We start from the raw sequence: 19712 nt of genomic DNA, 5'->3' as shown, positions 1-19712 counted from the left end.
GTTCTCCCGGGGGCGGGAAACCGTGGCCACCAGCCGTTCGGCGACCTCGCGCAGCGGGATGTCCAGCGACGTCGCCGCGCTGCGCAGCACCGCCAGGGCCTCCGGGGCGCGGCAGCCGCGCTGCGTCATGATGACGCCGATCGCCTGCCCGACGACCCCCTCGCCGAGCAGGGTGACGTCCAACTCGGCAGCCTCGGCGGCCCGCCGCTCCCGGCCCCGGACAGCGGCGAGCAGCAGGCCGGCGTGCTCGGCGAGGAGCATCGCGGTGAGCTGGTGGCGGGTGCTCAGCGCGTCCGGCGTCGAGGCGTACAGGTTGATCGCGCCGATGACCTGCTCGTCGACGTCGACCGGGGCGGAGATGACGCCGCGTACCCCCGACTGGCGGGCCCTGGCCGTCCAGCTCGGCCACCGGGACTCCCGCCCGAGGTCCTCGGCGGTGATCATCTCGCGGCGGTGGATGGCGCTCATCGCGGGCGAGTCGGGCGCGTGGCTCAGGTCGTCCAGGCCCGCGAGGGCCGGGTCGGAGGCGGCCACCCCGGCCGGCTCACCCGCCCGCAGCGCCGTGAAGCCGCACCAGGCGACCCCGACGACGGACGCCTGGGCGATCCTGACCAACCGGGCCAGCGCCGCGTCGAAATCGGTCACGGCGATCAGGCCGGCGGTGAGTTCCCGCAGCATCGCCGCCGTCTCCAGCACGCTCAGGGTCTCGGTGCCGACGGCTCGCGTCTCCAGGTTCACCGGGCCACTGCCCCCGCCGGGACCACCGACGACCGGTGCCTCGTACCGCCCCTGCGCTGTCTCATCGTCTGCTCTCTCCCGATTCATCCGACCCGCGCTAGTACCCCCGGCAAGCCGGGTCGAAACGGCCGAAAAGTCTCCGCGCCCAGGTCGGCGGGGCGGGAACGGCGGGACGCCGCGCGGGTGGGGCGGCTCCGGTTTCCCGGAGCCACCCCACCGACGTCAGCGCGGGGCTGCGCTGAGCCGGCGGCCCACCGAGGCGATGAGCCGGTCCAACTCCGAGCCGAACGGGTTGTCGTGGACGAGGTACGTCCACGTCGCCGAGGGCCGGACCAGCGTCGAGGAGTCCGGCTGCCAGTCCTCGTCGAACTCGGTCTCGGTGAACGTGGCGATGGTGCGAGCCTCGATCTCCGGGACCAGCGCGTTGAACGCCGGCACGGCCGCCCGGTGGAACTCGTCGAGCGGGTCGAGCCGGCCCAGGGCGCGCAGGTGCACGCCCTCGCGTACCTCGGACAACTCAGCCAGGTGCTCGGCCCACAGCCGGTCGAGGTGATAGAGGGCGATCGACCGGGCCACCCGGGCCAGCAGGTCCTCGTCCATCTCCCCGGCCTTCTCCGGCACCCGTTCCAGCAGCATCAACGCGGCGATGTCGCTGGTCAGCAGCCGCTCCCGCCGCTCGGCGAGGGCCTTACGCTGCTGCTCGATCACCACGCTGTAGCGCCAGGTGTTGCGGTGGATCTCGTGGTTGACGCCCTCAGCGACCCGCTGGGCGTGCTCCACCGCGTAGTCGACCTGCGGGTCGGTGACCAGGCCGTCGGCGTTCATCCGCGGCGAGGCCGGCACGGCGTCGCCGGCGTGCCGGACCACCAGGTCGTCCTCCAGGCTGACGAAGAACACCGACCCGCCCGGGTCGCCCTGCCGGCCCGCCCGGCCGCGTAGCTGGTCGTCGACGCGGCGACTGTCGTGCCGGCCGCTGCCGATGACGTAGAGGCCGCCCAGCTCGGCGACCCGCTCCCGGTCCGCCTGGTCGCTGCCGCCGAGCCGGATGTCGACACCCCGGCCGGCCATCTGGGTGGAGACGGTGACCGCGGCGTACGCGCCCGCCTCGGCGATGATCGCCGCCTCCTCGTCGTCGTTCTTGGCGTTGAGCACCACGCAGGGCACCCCGGCGGCGTTCAGGCCGGCGGCGAGCTGCTCGGACTCCTTGACGTCGAGGGTGCCGACCAGCACCGGACGGCCGGCGTCGTGGCAGCGCCTGATCTCGTCGACCAGCGCCTCGTCCTTCTCGGCCCGGGTGGCGTAGATCCGGTCTGGCTCGTCCTCCCGGACGCAGGGGGTGTTCGGCGGAATCACCGCCACCTCCAGGCCGAAGAACTCGCGTAGCTGGTCGCCGACCAGCACCGCCGTGGCGGTCATGCCGCACACCTTCGGGTAGAGGGCGATGTACGCCTGCACGGCGATGGTGCCCAGCACCTCGCCCTCGGCGGTGGCGTCGAGGCCCTCCTTTGCCTCCACAGCCGCTTGCAGCCCGTCGGGCCAGCGGCGGCGTTGGGCCACCCGGCCGCGCATCTCGTCGATCAGCTCCACCGAGCCGTCCCGGACGATGTAGTCGACGTCCCGGTGCAGCAGGGCGTGCGCGTGCAGGGCCACGTTGACGGCGGAGAGCTGCCCGACGTGCTCGGTGTCGTACAGGTCGATGCCGCCGAGCTTGGCCTCCACGGCGGCGAGGCCGGCGGAGGTGAAGGCGACGCTGCGACCGTCCTCGGCGACCGTGTAGTGCTTGCCCTTGCGCAGGCCGCGCACCAGTGCCGCCGCGGCGTGAACCGGATCCTGCTCGCCGCCGACCGCGCCCGCAAGGACCATCGGCACCCGGGCCTCGTCGATGAGGATGGAGTCGGCCTCGTCGACGATCGCCGTGCGCAGCGGCGGCTGGACCCGGTCGTCGAGGTCGGTGACGAGCTGGTCGCGCAGGTAGTCGAAGCCGGCCTCGCTGACCGAGACGTACGTGACGTCGCAGGCGTACGCCTCGCGCCGCTGCACTGGGGTGGACGCCTCGTTGACCCAGCCGACGCTCAGGCCGAGCAGGGTGTAGACCGGCTCCATCCACCGGGAGTCGCGGCGGGCCAGATAGTCGTTGACCGTGAGCACGTGCACCGGGCCGTTGCCGAGCCGGACGTGCCCGTACGCGGCGATCGCGGCGGTCAGGGTCTTGCCCTCACCGGTGGCCATCTCGGCGACCTTGCCGGAGAGCAGGGCCATCGCGCCGAGCAGCTGCACGTCGTACGGCCGCTGGTCCAGCCCGCGCCGGGCGGCCTCGCGGCCGATCGCGCAAATCTCCTCGTACCCCGTGGCGGAGCCGGCGGCCTCGGTGAGCTCGGCGTCGGTCAACGCCGACAGCTCCTCCTCGCGGGCCTCGATGGCCGGCAGCAGCTTCTCCAGCGGGCCCAGGTCGACCGTGGTGCCGGGACGCTGGAGGAACCGACGGAACCTGCTCTTGAACCGTTGCGACACACCCATGAGCCGCAACGGTACGCGACCCGGACCGGATCGGGTGGCCCGGCCGGTCCGTGGCGGGACGGACACGCCCCGCCACGGACCGCGCCCGGCGATCCCTCAGGCGGTCAACACCACCTGGAGCTCCTGGCGGCGCCGCTGCGCCAGGTCGGTCAGCAGCGTCGGAGCCTGCTCGAACGGCACCACCGCCGACACGAGGTGCTTGCGGATCTGATCGCCGTACGCCCGCAGCAGGTCGATCGTCTCGACCGACAGTCGCTCCCGGTCCCAGGTCGGAGCGAGCCCGCGCGGCACCCGCCCGATCTGGGCGCAGCGCAGCGACAGCCCGTTGTGGTGGAACTCCTCGCCGAACCGGACGGCGTCCGCGCCGGCCTGGTAGAAGGCCAGGTCGATCACGGTGCCCTGGGGGCGCAGCAGGCGCAGCGCGAGCTGCAACGCCCACGCCTGCCCCCGGCACTGGAAGACGACGTCGGCGCCCCGATCGCCTGCGGCGTGGTTCCACCGGGTCTTCAGCACCACCGCCGGATCGCCGGCGTCCGGGTCGAGGGTGTCCAACCCGAGCGCCTCGGCGACCCCCCGCCGTTGCGGGGTCGGGTCGAGCACCACCACCGACGCCGCGCCGTGGCGCTGGGCGAACAGTGCGGTGAGCAGGGCCACCACCCCGCCGCCGACCACCGCGACCCGGCGGCCGGCCACCCCGTCGCCGAGCGACCGGACGTCGGGGCCGCACAGGTCGGCGGCGGCGTGCAGCACCCCGTTGGCGCAGATCGGGCCCATGTGCGCGACGTAGACCCCGAGCAGGGGGTCGAGGTCGTCGGGCAGCGGGACGAATCGCTCGGCGACCGGGTCGGCCACGTGGGAGGTGCGGTGGCCGTACGTCATCGCGCCGACCGTGCCGACGGCGATCGCCGGGGTGCGGCTGGCCACCACCCGCCCCACCTGCATGTAGCCCAGCCGGGTCACCGGGTACGGGGTGCTCGCCCGCCCCGGCTGGAACAGCCCCAGCCCGGCGTTCCAGGTGACGTTGAGGTACGGGTTGGTGCCCTTGACGAAGCTCAGCTCGGTGCCGGCGGAGATCCCGCTGTAGAGCGTCTCGACCCGGAACGTGCCGTCGCGCAGCTCGCCGGCGTCCTGCTCGACCAGTTCGACCCGCCCCGGGCCGCTGACCACCACCACCCGGTCACGCATCGGGGCCCACCCCCACCGGGGCCGGCGCGGCGGCGCCCCGGAGGGTCGCGGCCAGGCCGGTGGGCAGCGACACCGGCCGACCGGTACGCGCGGACTCGGCGACCGCGAGGGCCAGCCGCTGGGTGCGCAGCGCCTCGGCGTATGGGACCCGCACGTCGTCGCCGACGCCCCGGACCGCGTCGACGAAGGCCCGGTCGACGGCGGTACGAGCCCCGTCGGGGTCGGCGGGCAGGTGCCGCTCGCCGTCGCCGTCGCGGACGGTCAGCCCGTCCTCACCCAGGCTCAGGGCGAGGCCGTCGGCCAGGATCTCCAGCCCGGCGCGGTGCTTCCAGCCGAGCACGCAGGCGGCGGCGAGGGTGCCCACCGCGCCGTCGGCGAAGCGCAGGGCGGCGGTGGTCACCGAGTCGATGTCGGCCCCCTCGACCGGCGGGGGGGCGCCGTCGCCGTACGCGGTCACCTCGGCCACCTCCCCGACGAGCGCGCGCATCAGGTCCAGCACGTGCGCGGCCTGCTCGACCACGGGTCCACCGGAGCGGTCCCGCCGGGCCCACCAGGCCACCGGGGGCACCTTGTCCAGCCAGGCGCCGCTGACCATCCGCACCGGCCGGCCAACGAGCAGCTCGCGGGCCTGCTCCACCACGTGCAGGTACCGCCAGTGGTGGCCGACGCCGGTGAGCAGCCCGCGCCGGGCCACCAGGTCGGCGACCCGCTCGGCGGTGTCCAGGTCCACCGCGACGGGTTTCTCCACGAACATCGGCACCCCGGCGGCGATCACCGCCTCCTCCACCGGCCCGTGCGCGAACGGGGGCACGCACACGTACACCGCATCCGGGCCGGCGGCGAGCAGCTCGGCCACGTCGACGAACGTCCGCGCCCCGTGCGCGTCGGCCAGGTGCGCCGCCGCATCGCGCGTCACGTCGGTGACGCCAAGAATCTCCACGTCGGAAAAGCCGCCCAGCACCTGGGCGTGGCGCTGCGCCACCCCACCGGCCCCGACCAGTCCCACCCGGCACGCGCGCATCGACAAGCCCTTTCGCCGCGTTTTGACATCCCGCCGGATGCACACTCCCCTCGGGGACGCGCAATCAAACGTTCACCTGCCGGGAACCGGGCGTGGCGCGGCCCGTGATCAAGCTGTTAGCGACAATCCGGTTAGCGCGGGGGCGGCGCCGGGAATTCTTCACTCCGCGTTTTCCGCCATGATCTGGAGGTGTGTCAGTGGGCCGTACGGATTCGAGCGTCACACCGGTGGTGGAGGCATGGGCGACATACCGGACCACCTCAGCGGCAGAGTGGACGCCACGGCGGTTGTTGCGCGCCAAGGGTGACAGCCGGGTCAGCGTGGTGCTGCCGGCACGTAACGAGGAGGCAACGGTCGGCGCGATCGTGTCGACCATCCGCGAGCACCTGATGGACCGCATCGCCCTGGTCGACGAGCTGATCGTGGTCGATTCCCGGTCGACCGACCGGACCGCGCAGGTGGCCCGGGCCGCCGGCGCGGAGGTCGTCGGCCAGGACGAGATGACCCGGGGGTTGCCCCGGCTGGCCGGCAAGGGCGACGCCCTGTGGGCCGGGCTGGCGGCGGCCGAGGGCGACGTGGTGGCGTTCGTCGACGCGGACCTGCGCGAGTTCCGGCCGCACTTCGTCACCGGCCTGATCGGGCCACTGCTGATCGACCCGTCGATCGACTTCGTCAAAGGCTTCTACCACCGGCCGCTGGTGGGGGCGGCCAGTGTGGAGCCCGACGGCGGCGGACGGGTCACCGAGCTGATGGCCCGTCCCCTGCTCAACCTGTTCTGGCCGGAGCTGGCCGGCTTCGTCCAGCCCCTCGCGGGCGAGTACGCCGGTCGGCGCGACGTGCTGGAGCGGGTGCCGTTCGTCTCTGGGTACGGGGTGGAGACGGCCATGCTGATCGACCTGCTGGACCTGGTCGGCCTGGACGCGCTGGCCCAGGTGGACCTGGGTGAGCGCCGGCACCGCCACCAGGACACGGCGGCGCTGGGCCGGATGTCGGCGCAGATCATGCTGACGGCCTGGTCGCGGTTGCAGCGGCGCGGCTGGGCCAGCCCGGGCACGGTGCCGGCCGCCCTGCTGACCCAGTTCCGGCGGGGCGGCTCCGAGGCGCTGCCGAACCTGGAGCGGGAGATCGTGGTCAGCGACGTCTCGATCGAGGAACGCCCGCCCCTGGCGGAGTTGCGGCACCGGGTGCCGCGGCGCCGGGTGCCGGCGTGAGGAAGCAGCCGGACGCCGGGGAGCAACCGTCGGCGCGGCGCGACGGCACCGCCGAGGGAAGGGATCCCGCATGAGCCTCACCGTCCTGATGAACGCCGGCCCGTGGTTGTCCGTGCCACCCCCCGGCTACGGCGGGATCGAGAACGTGATCGCCACCCTGGTGCCGGAGCTGCGCCGGATGGGCGTGCGGGTGGTGCTCGCCTCCGTCGGCAGCAGCACCCTGGCCGCGGACGAGAAGATCGCCGTGTTCGGTGACGGCCAGTTCCACGCGCTGCAACGGCCGTACAACCAGGTCTGCGGCATCTCCCAGGCGCACCTGGGCGGCGTGGTGCGGGCGCTGCACGCCCGCGACGACATCGACCTGGTGCACGACCACGTGGAGGCCGTCGGCCTGGCCACCCTCGCGGCGATGGGCCCGGACGGCCCGCCGGTGCTGCACACCCTGCACTGGGACCTGGCCAAGCATCCCGACCTGTACGGCAACCTCGACGGCGGCGACCGGGTCCGGGTCAACGGGGTGTCCGCCGCACAGCTGGCCCGCGCCCCCCGGGCGCTGCGCGAGCACTCCGTCGGCCACGTGCACCTGTCCACCCCGCTCGCGGTCGACGCCGACCGACGACCCCGGCCGGACAAGGGCGACTACCTGATCATTCTGGGCCGGATCAACCCCGGCAAGGGCCAGGACGTCGGCGCCCGGCTGGCCCGGCGGGTCGGCGTCCCACTGGTGCTCGCGGGGCCGGTCGGGCCGTACCACCGCCCGGAGGACCTGGCCGCGGCGGGCGACGAGGCACGGCAGAACCCGGACGTGCGGTTCTTCTACGACGAGGTGGCCCCGCACGTCGACGGCGACCTGGTCCGCTGGGTCGGCACGGTCGCCGGGCAGGAGCGCGACGACCTGCTGGCCGGGGCCCGCGCCGCGCTGTTCCCGCTGCGCTGGGACGAGCCCGGTGGCACGGCCGTGGTGGAGTCCCTCGCGCTGGGCACCCCGGTCGTGGCGACCGCCCGGGGTTGCCTGCCGGAGCTGATTGAGCACGGCCGCACCGGGTTGCTCACCGACGACGAGGACGAGCTGGCCGACCTGCTGCTGGCCACGAGCGTGCTGAACGCCGACGAGTGCCGGCGGGAAGCCGCGACCCGCTTCACCCCGGCGGTCATGGCCGAGAAGTACGTCGGGCTGTACGAACGGGTGCGCCAGGCCGCCGCCCGCCCCCTGCAACCCGCCTGACGGCGCAAGGAAGGGCACCCTGTTGACGCTTTCGCGTTAGCAGGGGCCTCCTGCCGACACACCGCCGCCCGGTCGCGCGTTTGCGCTGGGCGGCGGCGGGAATCCGCGGCCTGCGGGGAATCCCGCCCAGTGGTGAGGAGGTCGCGGTGACCGGTCCCATGGCCCACGCGCGGGCGCGCGGCAATCCGGCCGACGGCCGGGCCCCGGTGCGGCGTGCCGCTGCCACCGTCGGCGTGGTCTTCCTCCTGGTCGGGCTGCTCGGGTTCGTCCCGGGGATCACCACCGACTTCGGCGACCTGCGCTTGGCCGGGCACCACTCCGGGGCGAAGCTGCTCGGCGTGTTCCAGGTCTCGGTCCTGCACAACGCCGTACACCTGCTCTTCGGGGTGGCCGGCCTGGCGCTGTCGCGCACGTGGGCCGGGGCGCGGACGTTCCTGATCGGCGGCGGGGCGGTCTACCTCGTGCTGTGGCTCTACGGCCTGGCCGTCCACCACGCCAGCGCGGCCAACTTCATCCCCGTCAACAACGCCGACGACTGGCTGCACCTCTTCCTCGGCGCCAGCATGATCGCGCTGGGCGTGCTCACCACGCGTGACCGTCGGCGCCGCTGAGCGGGCCCGCCGTTTCCGTTTCGCCCGGCACCCCGCCGGGTACGTCCGGGTCACCCCCGAGACGGAAACGAGGACCACCGCATGGAGCCCGTGGCGGGCGCGTGCCGGCGGGCCCGGGAACTGGTCGCCGACGCCTGCGGCCGGTGGAACCTGCCGGAGCTGGTCGGTCCCGCCTCGGTCGGTGCTCAGCGAGCTGGTCGGCAACGTGGTAAGGCATGCCGGCACCCCGATGACGGTCACCCTCACCCTGCGCCGGCCGTACCTTCAGGTCGCCGTCGCCGACGACAGCCGCGCGGCGGCCCGGGTGGGGGCCGCGCCGGACCCGCGGGCCGAGGGCGGCCGGGGGTTGCTGCTGGTCCGGGAGCCGACCCAAGCGCTGGGGCAGCGCGCCGTTGGTCGACGGCAAGGTGGTCTGGGCGATGCTGCCCGCCGCCTGACTCGACACCCCGAATTGACCGAAATTACCGCTCTCGCCTGATTACATAGGGAGAGGGGCGGGTAGGCACGCCCGTCCCTTCTGTCGCCACGACGGGGTGAGAAGCATGCCCAAGCGGGTAACCACCGAGCCTGCCCGAGACCGGGGGCCCGCGATCCTCGCGCCGGCCCGCTTCGGCGGTTTTCCCGGCCCGGTCCGCCCGGCCGTGCCCGGGGCCAAGCTGCTCAAGCTGATCGGGACCACCGACGCGAAGCAGATCGGCCTGCTCTACCTGGTCACCTCGTTCGTCTTCTTCCTCATCGGCGGGGTGCTGGCCCTGCTGCTGCGCGCCGAGCTGGCCAGGCCACGCATGCAGTTCCTCTCCCCGGAGCAGTACAACCAGGCGTTCACCATGCACGGCACGATCATGCTGCTGCTGTTCGCCACGCCGCTGGTGTTCGCGTTCGGAAACTACATCGTCCCGTTGCAGATCGGTGCGCCGGACGTGGCGTTCCCCCGGCTCAACGCCCTCGCGTACTGGCTCTACCTGTTCGGCGGGACCCTGGTCGTCGGCGGTTACGCCACCCCGGGCGGGGCCGCCGACTTCGGCTGGACCGCGTACACCCCGCTGAGCCGGATGGAGCACTCCCCAGGCGTCGGCGCAAACATGTGGATCGTCGGCCTGGCTCTCTCCGGCCTCGGCACCATCCTCGGCGCGGTAAACCTGATCACCACCACGCTGACCCTGCGCGCCCCCGGCATGACCATGTTCCGGATGCCGATCTTCACCTGGAACATGCTGCTCACCAGCGTCCTGGTGATCCTGGTCTTCCCGCTGCTGGCCGCCGCCCTGTTCGCCCTGGCGGCGGACCGGCTGCTCGGCGCGCACGTGTTCGATCCCGCCACCGGCGGGCCGATGCTGTGGCAGCACCTGTTCTGGTTCTTCGGCCATCCCGAGGTCTACATCGTCGCGTTGCCGTTCTTCGGCATCATCACCGAGATCATCCCGGTCTTCGCCCGCAAGCCGATCTTCGGGTACACCGGGCTGGTGCTGGCCACGGTCGCGATCACCGTGCTGTCGATGAGCGTCTGGGCGCACCACATGTTCGCCACCGGCCAGGTGCTGCTGCCGTTCTTCAGCATCCTCAGCTACCTGATCGCGGTGCCCACCGGCGTGAAGTTCTTCAACTGGATCGGCACCCTGTGGAAGGGGCAGCTCACCTTCGAGACGCCGATGCTGTTCGCCGTCGGCTTCCTGGTCACGTTCCTGCTCGGCGGCCTGACCGGCGTGCTGCTGGCCAGCCCGCCGGCCGACTTCCACCTGCACGACACCTACTTCGTGGTGGCGCACTTCCACTACGTGCTCTTCGGCACCATCGTCTTCGCCGCGTTCGGCGGGGTCTACTTCTGGTTTCCGAAGATGACCGGGCGGCTGCTCGACGAGCGGCTGGGCAAGCTGCACTTCTGGACGATGTTCGTCGGCTTCCACGCCACCTTTGTCGTGCAGCACTGGCTCGGCGCCGAGGGCATGCCCCGCCGGTACGCCGACTACCTGCCCGGCGACGGCTTCACCACGCTCAACATGATCTCCACGGTCGGGTCGTTCGTGCTCGGCGCGTCCACGCTGTTCCTCGTCTACAACGTCTGGAAGTCCTGGCGGTACGGGGCGATGGTGTCGGTGCACGACCCGTGGGGCTTCGGCAACTCGCTGGAGTGGGCCACGACCTGCCCGCCCCCGCTGCGCAACTTCGACCGGATGCCCCGGATCCGCTCCGAGCGCCCCGCCTTCGACGCCAAGTACGGCCACCTCGTCGCCGACCTGGGCCGGGACCTGCCGCAGCGCACCACGAAGCCGCCACAGAGCCTCGCCGAGGAGCTGCACCACGAGCGGCACGTTCCCGAGTCACCGGCGGCCGAGGGCGCGCACGGTGCCCGGGAGGCAGTCGCGTACCACCCGGCGCCACAGTCGGGCGCCCGGCCGGTGGACGTGCCGGAGCCGGAGGACGTCCGCCGGCCCAGCTTCGACGCCACCGACGAGCCGGAGGTGGGCGGGCTGGGCGCGGAGCGGGCACCGCAGGAGAACGAGCGCTGGCGTCACCCGCACAGCAAGGGCGACACGACAAAGTACTGAGCCCCGCGCGGGCGAGATGTGAGAAGGGCTCCCCTGTCTACCTCAGGCGTTAACAGGGGGCCCCTCCTTGCACCTCACCCCCGCTTCGCCGGTTCCGTCTCGGCCGGGCCGTTCTGCCACGGCGGCGGGGCGTCGGCGAGCATCGCCTGCCGCAGCCAGGTCAGCGCCCGCGACAGCAGCCGGGAGACGTGCATCTGGGAGATGCCGAACCGGGCGGCGATCTCGGCCTGGGTCTGGTTGCCGTAGAAGCGCATGGCCAGAATCCGCCGTTCCCGCCAGGGCAGCCGGTGCAGCAGCCCGCTGACGGTCACCCGGTCGTCGACCGACTCCAGCGCGTTGTCGCTCTCGCCGACCAGATCGCCGAACTCCGCCGAACTCTCCCCGCCGACCGGCGCGTTGAGCGACGCCGGGCTGTAGCCGGCCGCGGATTCCAGGGCGGCCAGGATCTCCTCCTGCGGGGTCTCCAGCCGCTCGGCCAGCTCGGCCACGGTGGGGGCCCGGGACAGCTCGCTGGTCAGCGCGGCGGTGGCCTGGCCGACCTCCAAGATCAGGTCGCGCAGCCGGCGGGGCACGTGCACGCCCCAGGTCCGGTCCCGGAAATGGCGCTTGATCTCACCGACGATGGTGATCGCCGCGTACGCGGTGAACGAGCCGCGCTCCGGGTCGTACCGGTCGACCGCGTTGACCAGCCCGAGGCGGGCCACCTGCTCCAGGTCCTCCAACGGCTCACCCCGCCCCCGGTACCGGCGGGCGAGCCGGCCGGCGAACGGCAGCGCGAAACGGACCAGGTCGTCGCGGGCCTCCTGCCGCCGTTCGGGGGGCAGGCCCTTGATCCGCGCCGCGTACGCCAGCGCCGCCGCGTCGAGATCCTCCAGCCCCCGTTCGGTGGGTGGTGGTGTGGTCGTGGTGGACTGTCCGAACATCCGCGCCTCCCTCAGGAAGGTCCCCCGCCCGGATCGGGAAACGGACGTGCGCGTGGCCGAGCCACGCACCGGGCCGGAAATGGGTCACATGACGAGATCCGTCGAGGAGCGGCGGCCGAGGGCCGCGCAGCGTTGCCAGGGCCGTCGCAGCCAGCGGTGTTCCCCCTCCGTAGGTACTCAATCACGCCGGCCCGGGTTCGCGAGGATGTTTCGGCCGGCTGGTGCGACCGACTGCGCGCGCCCCTCGGGCCGCCCGCAGCATGTTGCCCTGCGGCGGCGGGCACGGCGGGCGACCGAGGTCAGCAGACCACCAGGCCCTGGTGGGCGGCCCCGACGCGGATCGCCTCGATGGCGGTCGCGGCGAGTAGCGGCGGGGGCGCGGGCAGGTCGCACGGCTGGGCGCGCAGCACCTCGGTGGCCCGGCGGGTGGGCACCGACGCGACCGGGTAGCCCCGGGCGGCCGTGCGGTCCAGGGCCCGGCGGCGGCGACCGAACGCGGCCACGGCCAGCCACTGCGGCAGCCCCGCGAGGGCCGGCGAGCGCATCCCCGGCGACTCCGGCAGCACGTCCACAGAGCTGAACGGCTCGCTGCCGGCCAGCCACCACTCGGCGGCGTCGACGCTGCGCCGGGCGGCGTTCTCGCACCAGTACGGAACCAGCCCCGCCCGCAGCACCTGCCACGGGTCGAGCAGCCCGCCGCACTCCACGACGAGGCGGTCCCCCGTCTTGCCGGCCCGGCGCAGCCACCCCCGGTAGAGGTCGGCGACCGCGGCGCTGAGCGCCTCCGGCTGGCAGAACAGCACCCGGTGCACCCGGTGCCCGCGCCGGCCGGCCCAGTCCCGGACGGCGAGTTCGAAACCGGGCTCCACGCCGTGCTCGGCGTAACCCTGCGGGCAGACCGCCTGCGGGGGCTCCCAGCGGGCCCCGTCCCCGCCCACCGAGCGGAGCACCTGGCGCAGGGTGTGCGAGTCCGGGTGGAAGTCGACCGGGTCCAGGCCACTGGCCGGGGAGCCGGCCTGGAAGCTGTGCCCGGGCCCGGCGTCGTACACCGGCCAGGTGCGCGCGTCGCGCAGCAGCAGCACCGGGGCGTCGGGGGCGAGGCGGTCGGCCAGGAACCGGGCGTACGCGGTCGGCAGCGACCGCCAGCGCACCGTTAGGGAGACGGTCGCCCCGGCCAGTGGGCCCCGGCTGGCCGGGCAGTGCACCTGGCGTACGTGCACGTCCGGGTTGCCGGCGAGCAGCCGGGCGGCGAGCGCGGCGCCGTGGTCGAGGGCGGGGCCGGGCCGGTCCACCGCGCCCCCGCGCCAGTGCACCGTCGATTCGAACGCGGCGGGCAGCCACGGAACACCGAGGGCGACCGCCAGGTGCACCGCCGCGCCGTGCGGCGAGCCGAGCACGGCCCCCGGGTAGCACCGGCGCGGGTACTGGTCGACGATCCACCGGGCGACCCGGGCGGCGTCGACCTCGGCCGCCTGGTCCGGGGTGAGCGCCACCCGATTGGCCGCCCGCACCGCCGCGGCCCGGCGCACCGGCTCGGGGACGCCGGTGAAACGGGACGGCGTGCCCGGGTCACGCAGGTCGGCGCAGTCCTGTCCGCGCAGGGCCCGCACCGCGGCGGCGAGGAGGATCCGTCCCGTGCTGCCGGCTGCCAGCACCCGATCGCCGGCCAGTCCGGCCCCGTCCGCCGTGAGGTCCGGGCGCACCGTGTGCGCCGGTCCCGACCTGCCTCGTTCACTCACCACGCGGCCCGGCTTCCCGTCCCGATGGGGTCTAAACGGGGGGTCCGCCACCGCGCGTGCCCGCTGGGCGGGTCGTCCGGGCCAGGACCGCATGTCGGAGCCGGCGGGTCAGTGGATCTTCGTGAGCCGCTACCCGGTGGTGTCCGGTTCGCCGGTGGAGAAGAGACCGCGCAGGTCCGCCATTGCCGGCTCCGGCGCGCGCCGCGCGACGGTCGGGTCGACCACGGCCTCCAGCACGCTCGGCCGGTCCGCCGCGAGGACCTCGTCCCACGCCGCGCCGACCAGCTCGGGCCGGTCCACCCGGACGCCGTGCAGGCCGTGCAGGCGGGCCCATCCGGCGTACGGGACGTCGGGGCGTCGGTTGGCGACCCCGGCGGGCGGGCGGCCGTCGCCCACGCCCGAGTTGTCGCGGTTGTTGAGCACCAGCACGACCAGCCGGGGTTCAAACCACTCCCGCCAGTAATGGGCCACGGTGATCAGCTCGGCCAGCCCGTTGAGCTGCATCGCGCCGTCGCCGGCGAGGGCGAGCACCGGCCGGTCGGGGCGGGCGAGCTTCGCCGCCACCGCGTACGGCAGGGCGCAGCCGGTCGACCCGAGGGTGCCGCAGAGGTGGGCGGCTACGCCGGGCGGCAGCTCCAGGTGCCGGGCGTACCAGTAGACGACCGAGCCGACGTCGACGGCGACCGTCGCCTCGCGGGGCATCCGGGCGGAGAGTTCGTGCAGCACGAGCTGCGGGTTGACCGGCTCGGCGGGTTCGGCGGCGCGGGCCGCCGCCTGCCGCCACCGGTCCACCGACGCCTCCACCGTCTCGCGCCACGCCCGCCTGGGCCGGTCCGGCACGCGGGCCAGCAGGGCCCGCAGCGTCTCGGTGGCGTCGCCGACCAGCGGCACGTGCCGACCAGGATCGCCACCCGGTTGCCCATTCCGAGCAGCGACGCGGCGGCGGCCAGGTCGGTGTCGTGCGGCAGCACCTGCGCCAGCGGTTCCCCCGGCGTCGCCGACATCACCCCGGCGAACTGCGGGACCAGGGCGGGCACCGGGGCCACCTGCACCTCGCGGGGCAGCACCACGCAGGTGGGGCTGCGGGTGGCGGCGGCGGTGCGCAAAGCCTTGCTGTCCAGCTTGGCGTCGTACAGGCCATTGAGCAGGTGCACCGCGCTGGGGCCCTGGGTGGCCAGGCAGACCCCGATCTCGCCGGTGAACTTGGCGTGCCCGCTGGCCATGAAAAAGGCGGTTTCGCCGTGCCGGGCGGGCACGAACTCCGGGTCCCCGCCCGCGCGGTTCAGGGCGGCGACGACCGGGTCGATGGCGGCTCCCGGACACCCGAAGGCGCGCGGCACCCGCCAGGCCCGCAGCCGCTCCACCACCAGGTCGGCGACCGTACGCTCAGCCATTTGGACGACCGGAGGTGGCAGCGTCGACGTAGCGCAGCACCGCGCCCACCCCGTCGGCCAGTTCAGGCGCCTCGTCCGGGGCCAGCACGGTCAGCTCGGCGTCGGTGCCGACCAGCGCCCGCACCAGGGCCGCGTCGGCGCGTACCCGCTGCGGGTCGGCCACCGAAACGGCGGTGAGCTGGCCCGGGTCGGTGGCGATGTCGGTCGCCGCCGGCCCGATCCACAGCTGCGCCGTCGACGACGGGTCGTCCACGATCAGCATGGTGTCGACCTGGTTGCGGCGCAGCGCCGACACGACGGCGTCCAGGCCCGCCCCAACGTCCTCCTGCATGCCGAAGCGGTCCAGCGTGGCGGCGATCCGCTGGTCGGCCACCTCGGCGATGGTCTGCACGGTGACGTCGTCCATCAGCGCCGGGTCCGCCCCGGCGTGCCGCGAGCCGGCGTCGGTGCGCACCAGCGCGTCCTGCCAGCGCTCCGGCAACTGGGCGGCGATCATGCCGGTGGCTCGCACGTCGCCGGCGACCACCACCACCTCCGCGCCCACCTTCTCGGCCAGTTCCACGGTGGCCGCCGCCGCGTCGCCTGCGTTGTGGTGCCAGGCCTCCATGGCGGCCCGCTGGTAGCGGGACTGCGACCAGCCGCCCGGGTTGACGCGGCGAAGTTGGAAGTCCTCCCGTCCGGTGACGTGGGCGCGGCGGGGCACCCCGCCGGCGCTGACGGCCACGGCGTCCGCGCCCCTGCGGTCGGCCAGCACCCGCACCCAGGCGACCTGTTCGCCGCGTTGGGCGAGCAGCGGCATGGTGTGCGGCAGTTCCGACACCGCCGCCAGGTCCCGCAGCGGAGGGGCGGACAGGTACTCGGTGAGCACCGCCCGGCCCCGGGTGGCGAACACGGCGATGCCGTAGTCTCCCGGCATCGGGTCGTGTCCGCGGACCACCCGTTCGACGGCGTCCACGGTCGGCGCGTCGGCACCCTGCTCCAGCAGTTCCCCCTTGAGGGCCCGCCAGCGCAGATCCAGCGCCGGATGGGCGTCGTGGGTGTCCCGGGAGGCGTCCAGATAGACCGAGCACCACGGCCCGGGACGGTCGTAGAGCGGGCGCAGGAAGGACAGCTGCATGCTCGACCCCTTTCCAGCTCGACCCCCCGCTTACCCGCGTCGGTCGCCTTGTCACCTGGCGGTGCGACTTGCCGGGTCGGCTCGCAGGTGACGGCCTGGCGGCCCCGTCGGCCGCGGACGCCACGAGCGTGACTCGCGTTCATTCATGTCATTCGACGGCATCGCCGGATACGATCGGTGTAGGAAATCGGACCCTCCGTAGTGAACGACTCTCGGTGGTGGACAATGGACAGCGACCTCGACCACCGGCGGATCGCCCGCCCGACGCAGCGGATCGTGACCGGCCGCGTCGTCCGGTTGCTCGACGGTTACCCGCGTGAGCTGAAGATCGGTCAGCCCGTGCTCGTCGCCGTGGTGACGGCGGCCAGCGTGATGGGTCTGCTGCTGCTGGCGTTCCGCTCGCTGCTGTCCAGCGGCGGTGGCGGCGCCCGGCGCACCTGGAAGGAGCTGCGCAAGGGGCCGGAGTATCTGGTCACCCCGTTGCGGCTGCGCGACTCCACCGACAGGCTGTGCGAGGTGGAGTTGCACGGGCACCTGCCGCAGAGCGCGCTGCACCCGGCCGACTGGGTGCAGATCACGCTGAAGCCGCAGGACCCGGACTTGCCGCCCCGGGTCGTGCAGATCGTCAACCTCACCACCGGGCAGCTGTTGCGCCCCCGCCACGCCACCGTGTGGACCCACCTCGGCCCGCCGCTGCTGCTCCAGGCGATGCTGGGGGCGCTGCTGATCCTCGTGGTCGGCGCGGTCGTCCTGCTCACCTGAGGTCGCACACCCGGGTTCTGCGAGCCCGGGTTCCGCGCGCCCGGCGGCGGGCCTGCGCAGGTCAGCCTATCGGGGTGCGGGGTCGGTCCGGCTCGGGCGCGGTGCGCAGCATGCCCCGGCGGGTGGCCCAACGCTCGAAGGCCAGGGTGGCGAACGGCGGCACGGAGCAGGCCAGCGCCACGAGGGTCGGCCAGGGCCGCCACCGGTGCACCCAGGCGACGGCCAGCACCAGCACACCGTAGGCGACGAAGAGCCCGCCGTGGATCGGGCCGAAGATCTTCACCCCGATCTCGTTGCCCGGCGGGCCGTACTTGACGGCCATGCCGACCAGCAGGGCCAGCCAGGAGCACGCCTCGGCGACCGCCGCCGCGACGAACAGCTTGGTGATCTTCTCGCGCATCGTCACTCCCCCACCGGTTGCCGGTCATGCTAGCCAGCCCGACCGACGCCCCGGTGACGCGGCGGGCGGAGGCGACGGGGATCACGCGGGCCCTGGCGGGTACGTAGAGGAACCTTCGGGTCTTTCCCCAGCCCACCGCACCGTGCAAGGTTAGGGGAACCAACGGTGGCAGGGTGGTGACTATGGGCGAGGAAGTCGGGGCGCGCACCTTCAGTCGTGAGGACCGGGCCCGGTATCGGGAGAAGGTACGCCGGTGCCTGGACGTCTTCGCCGAGATGCTCCGGGAGTCCCGGTTCGACGTCGAACGACCGATGACCGGCCTGGAGATCGAGCTGAACCTGGTCGACGACGCGTCCGAGCCGGCGATGCGCAACGCCGACGTGCTCGCCGCGATCGCCGACCCCAGCTTCCAGACGGAGCTGGGGCAGTTCAACGTCGAGATCAACGTGGCGCCGCGCCGGCTGGCCGGCACCGGCACCGCCGCGTTCGAGGAACACGTGCGGGCCAGCCTCAACGCCGCCGAGGCCAAGGCCCGGGGCATCGGGGCGCACATGGTCATGATCGGCATCCTGCCGACGCTGCGCCCGGAGCACCTGACCGCCGAGACCCTGTCGGCCAACCCACGGTACGCGCTGCTCAACGAGCAGGTCTTCGCCGCCCGCGGCGAGGACCTGCGGATCTCGATCGGCGGGGTGGAGCGCCTCGCCGTCACCGCCGACACCATCACCCCGGAGGCGGCCTGCACCAGCACCCAGTTCCACCTCCAGGTCAGCCCGGCTCAGTTCGCCGACCATTGGAACGCCGCCCAGGCGGTCGCCGCCATCCAGGTCGCCCTCGGCGCGAACTCGCCGCTGCTGTTCGGCCGAGAGCTGTGGCGGGAGACCCGCATCCCCCTGTTCCAGCAGGCCACCGACACCCGGGCGGAGGAGATCAAAGCCCAGGGGGTACGCCCCCGGGTATGGTTCGGCGAACGCTGGATCACCACCGTGTTCGACCTGTTCGAGGAGAACGTCCGGTACTTTCCGGCGCTGTTGCCGGTGTGCGACCCGGAGGACCCGGCCGAGGCCCTGGCCCGGGGCGACGTGCCGAAGCTCGCCGAGCTGCGGCTGCACAACGGCACCGTCTACCGCTGGAACCGGCCGGTGTACGACGTGTACAAGGGCCGCCCGCACCTGCGGGTGGAGAACCGGGTGCTGCCTGCCGGCCCGACCGTGCTCGACACCATCGCCAACGGCGCGTTCTACTTCGGGCTGGTCCGGGCCCTCGCCGAGTCGGACCGGCCACTGTGGTCGCAGATGTCGTTCAGCGCCGCCGAGGAGAACTTCAACAGCTGCGCCCGGCACGGCATCGACGCGCAGGTGTTCTGGCCCGGCCTCGGGTACCTGCCGGTCACCGAACTGGTGCTGCGTCGGCTGCTGCCGCTGGCCCACCACGGCCTGGACCGTTGGGGGCTGGACCCGGCCGAGCGGGACCGGCTGCTCGGAATCATCGAGCAGCGCTGCCTGACCGGCCGCAACGGTGCGACCTGGCAGGTGGGTACCCTGCACCGGCTGGAGTCCGCCGACCACCTGGACCGACCGGAGGCGCTGCGCGAGGTAATCCGACACTACGTGGAGCTGATGCACAGCAACCGCCCGGTCCACGAGTGGCCGATCCCCTGACGGGGGCGGGCCCGCCCCACCACTGCCGGCCCGCTGCCGCCCCTCGGCCACCGGCCCACCGCTGCCGCCTCCCTCGCGGGCGGCTGGCGGTGGTCAGGTCACGGACGCGGCAACCATCGATTCGTACCGGCCGCCAGCGTCGCTGACGGGCCGGTGGTCCTCGTCGGCCGCCAGGCGGTGCAGCGTCTCCAGCAGCCCGTCGGCCTCCGGCAGGTCGAGCGCCTGCCGCAGCCGCGTCCGTTCCGCGTCCAGCTCCGGCCAGTACTCGCGGATCTCCTCGTCGGTGCGGGCCAGCCAATCCCGCAGCCGCGCGCCGCCGTCGTCGCCGTACGGGACCGCCGTCGCGTCATGGATGCTGGAGATTCCGACAACGAGGGCGAGTGCGGCGCGCAGGTCGGTCGCGATCAGGCCACCCTGCCCCTCCGACCCGACGTACAGCACGGGTCGGGTGTCACCCTTCCCCACCAGCATGAAGGCACCGCCCGCGCCGTCGCCGGCGATCATCTCCAGGGGCTCACCGTTGGGCAGGTGCACCGGCTCCGGCGGGCCACCCGCCACCCGCGTCGAATCGAAGTCGAACTGGCGCAGCAGGTCGACGAGCCACGGAGTGCCGGCGATGCGGCCCAGCAGCAGGACGTCGGACCTCTCGTCACCCACCCCGC

At 73.5% G+C, this 19712-nt stretch carries 18 protein-coding genes; 7 read left to right on the top strand and 11 right to left on the bottom strand.

Annotated features, from left to right (window positions below):
- The 4 genes from E1258_RS15555 to E1258_RS15540 all read right to left on the bottom strand — a co-directional run.
- The coding region (locus E1258_RS15555; protein ID WP_132401343.1) for a GAF and ANTAR domain-containing protein at positions 1-738 on the bottom strand (738 nt) is incomplete at its 3' end.
- 222 nt (positions 739-960) lie between these two features.
- On the bottom strand, positions 961-3255 hold the full coding sequence (secA2, locus tag E1258_RS15550) for an accessory Sec system translocase SecA2 (RefSeq protein ID WP_132401337.1): 2295 nt from the start codon (positions 3253-3255) through the stop codon (positions 961-963).
- 96 nt (positions 3256-3351) lie between these two features.
- Positions 3352-4440 carry a zinc-binding dehydrogenase gene (locus E1258_RS15545; RefSeq protein ID WP_132401334.1) on the bottom strand — a complete coding sequence of 363 codons (1089 nt, stop codon included), beginning with the start codon at positions 4438-4440 and terminating at the stop codon, positions 3352-3354.
- On the bottom strand, positions 4433-5461 hold the full coding sequence (locus E1258_RS15540) for a Gfo/Idh/MocA family protein (RefSeq protein WP_132401331.1): 1029 nt from the start codon (positions 5459-5461) through the stop codon (positions 4433-4435). The genes E1258_RS15545 and E1258_RS15540 overlap by 8 nt, the downstream gene beginning before the upstream one ends.
- Positions 5462-5691: 230 nt before the next feature.
- Here E1258_RS15540 and E1258_RS15535 point away from each other — a divergent pair, with 230 nt between their 5' ends.
- The 5 genes from E1258_RS15535 (at position 5692) to ctaD (ending at position 11054) form a co-directional block, all read left to right on the top strand.
- The gene (locus E1258_RS15535) at positions 5692-6672 is read left to right on the top strand and encodes a glucosyl-3-phosphoglycerate synthase (protein ID WP_243715475.1); all 981 of its coding nucleotides are present in this window, start codon (positions 5692-5694) and stop codon (positions 6670-6672) included.
- A 70-nt stretch (positions 6673-6742) separates the two neighbouring features.
- Positions 6743-7897, top strand: coding sequence for a glycosyltransferase (locus E1258_RS15530; protein ID WP_132401325.1), 1155 nt, complete (start codon positions 6743-6745; stop codon positions 7895-7897).
- A 158-nt stretch (positions 7898-8055) separates the two neighbouring features.
- A complete protein-coding gene (locus E1258_RS15525; protein ID WP_132401340.1) occupies positions 8056-8508 on the top strand; it encodes a DUF4383 domain-containing protein in 453 nt (150 codons plus the stop codon).
- A 181-nt stretch (positions 8509-8689) separates the two neighbouring features.
- Positions 8690-8986 carry an ATP-binding protein gene (locus tag E1258_RS15520; RefSeq protein ID WP_243715474.1) on the top strand — a complete coding sequence of 99 codons (297 nt, stop codon included), beginning with the start codon at positions 8690-8692 and terminating at the stop codon, positions 8984-8986.
- A 64-nt stretch (positions 8987-9050) separates the two neighbouring features.
- The gene (ctaD, locus tag E1258_RS15515) at positions 9051-11054 is read left to right on the top strand and encodes a cytochrome c oxidase subunit I (protein WP_132401322.1); all 2004 of its coding nucleotides are present in this window, start codon (positions 9051-9053) and stop codon (positions 11052-11054) included.
- Positions 11055-11128: 74 nt separating this feature from the next.
- Here ctaD and E1258_RS15510 read toward each other — a convergent pair whose 3' ends face one another.
- From E1258_RS15510 to E1258_RS15495, 5 genes are all read right to left on the bottom strand, one after another.
- On the bottom strand, positions 11129-11977 hold the full coding sequence (locus tag E1258_RS15510; protein WP_132401319.1) for a SigB/SigF/SigG family RNA polymerase sigma factor: 849 nt from the start codon (positions 11975-11977) through the stop codon (positions 11129-11131).
- Between the two features lie 299 nt (positions 11978-12276).
- Complete coding sequence (locus tag E1258_RS15505; protein WP_132401316.1) at positions 12277-13680, bottom strand: hypothetical protein; 1404 nt, start codon at positions 13678-13680, stop codon at positions 12277-12279.
- 165 nt (positions 13681-13845) lie between these two features.
- On the bottom strand, positions 13846-14418 hold the full coding sequence (locus E1258_RS34835) for a thiamine pyrophosphate-dependent enzyme (protein WP_243715473.1): 573 nt from the start codon (positions 14416-14418) through the stop codon (positions 13846-13848).
- Entirely contained in the window at positions 14334-15110 is a 777-nt protein-coding gene (locus E1258_RS34830; RefSeq protein WP_243715472.1) for a thiamine pyrophosphate-binding protein, read from the bottom strand. Before E1258_RS34830 ends, E1258_RS34835 begins: the two co-directional genes overlap by 85 nt.
- Complete coding sequence (locus E1258_RS15495; RefSeq protein WP_132401313.1) at positions 15103-16227, bottom strand: Vms1/Ankzf1 family peptidyl-tRNA hydrolase; 1125 nt, start codon at positions 16225-16227, stop codon at positions 15103-15105. Before E1258_RS15495 ends, E1258_RS34830 begins: the two co-directional genes overlap by 8 nt.
- 225 nt (positions 16228-16452) lie before the next feature.
- Here E1258_RS15495 and E1258_RS15490 point away from each other — a divergent pair, with 225 nt between their 5' ends.
- Positions 16453-16989, top strand: coding sequence for a hypothetical protein (locus tag E1258_RS15490; protein WP_132401310.1), 537 nt, complete (start codon positions 16453-16455; stop codon positions 16987-16989).
- 61 nt (positions 16990-17050) lie between these two features.
- Here E1258_RS15490 and E1258_RS15485 read toward each other — a convergent pair whose 3' ends face one another.
- A complete protein-coding gene (locus E1258_RS15485; RefSeq protein WP_132401307.1) occupies positions 17051-17389 on the bottom strand; it encodes a DUF3817 domain-containing protein in 339 nt (112 codons plus the stop codon).
- A 182-nt stretch (positions 17390-17571) separates the two neighbouring features.
- Between E1258_RS15485 and E1258_RS15480 the strand changes: the two genes are divergently transcribed.
- On the top strand, positions 17572-19050 hold the full coding sequence (locus E1258_RS15480; protein WP_132401304.1) for a glutamate--cysteine ligase: 1479 nt from the start codon (positions 17572-17574) through the stop codon (positions 19048-19050).
- 93 nt (positions 19051-19143) lie between these two features.
- On the opposite strand, the gene E1258_RS33330 is transcribed toward E1258_RS15480, so the two are convergent.
- A partial coding sequence (locus tag E1258_RS33330; protein ID WP_207919578.1) for a hypothetical protein occupies positions 19144-19712 on the bottom strand: 569 nt, incomplete at its 5' end.

The organism is Micromonospora sp. KC207 (assembly GCF_004348615.1).
GTDB lineage: Bacteria > Actinomycetota > Actinomycetes > Mycobacteriales > Micromonosporaceae > Micromonospora.
The sequence above is the reverse complement of the archived record's forward strand: the minus strand, read 5'-3'. Positions and strand labels throughout refer to the sequence as shown.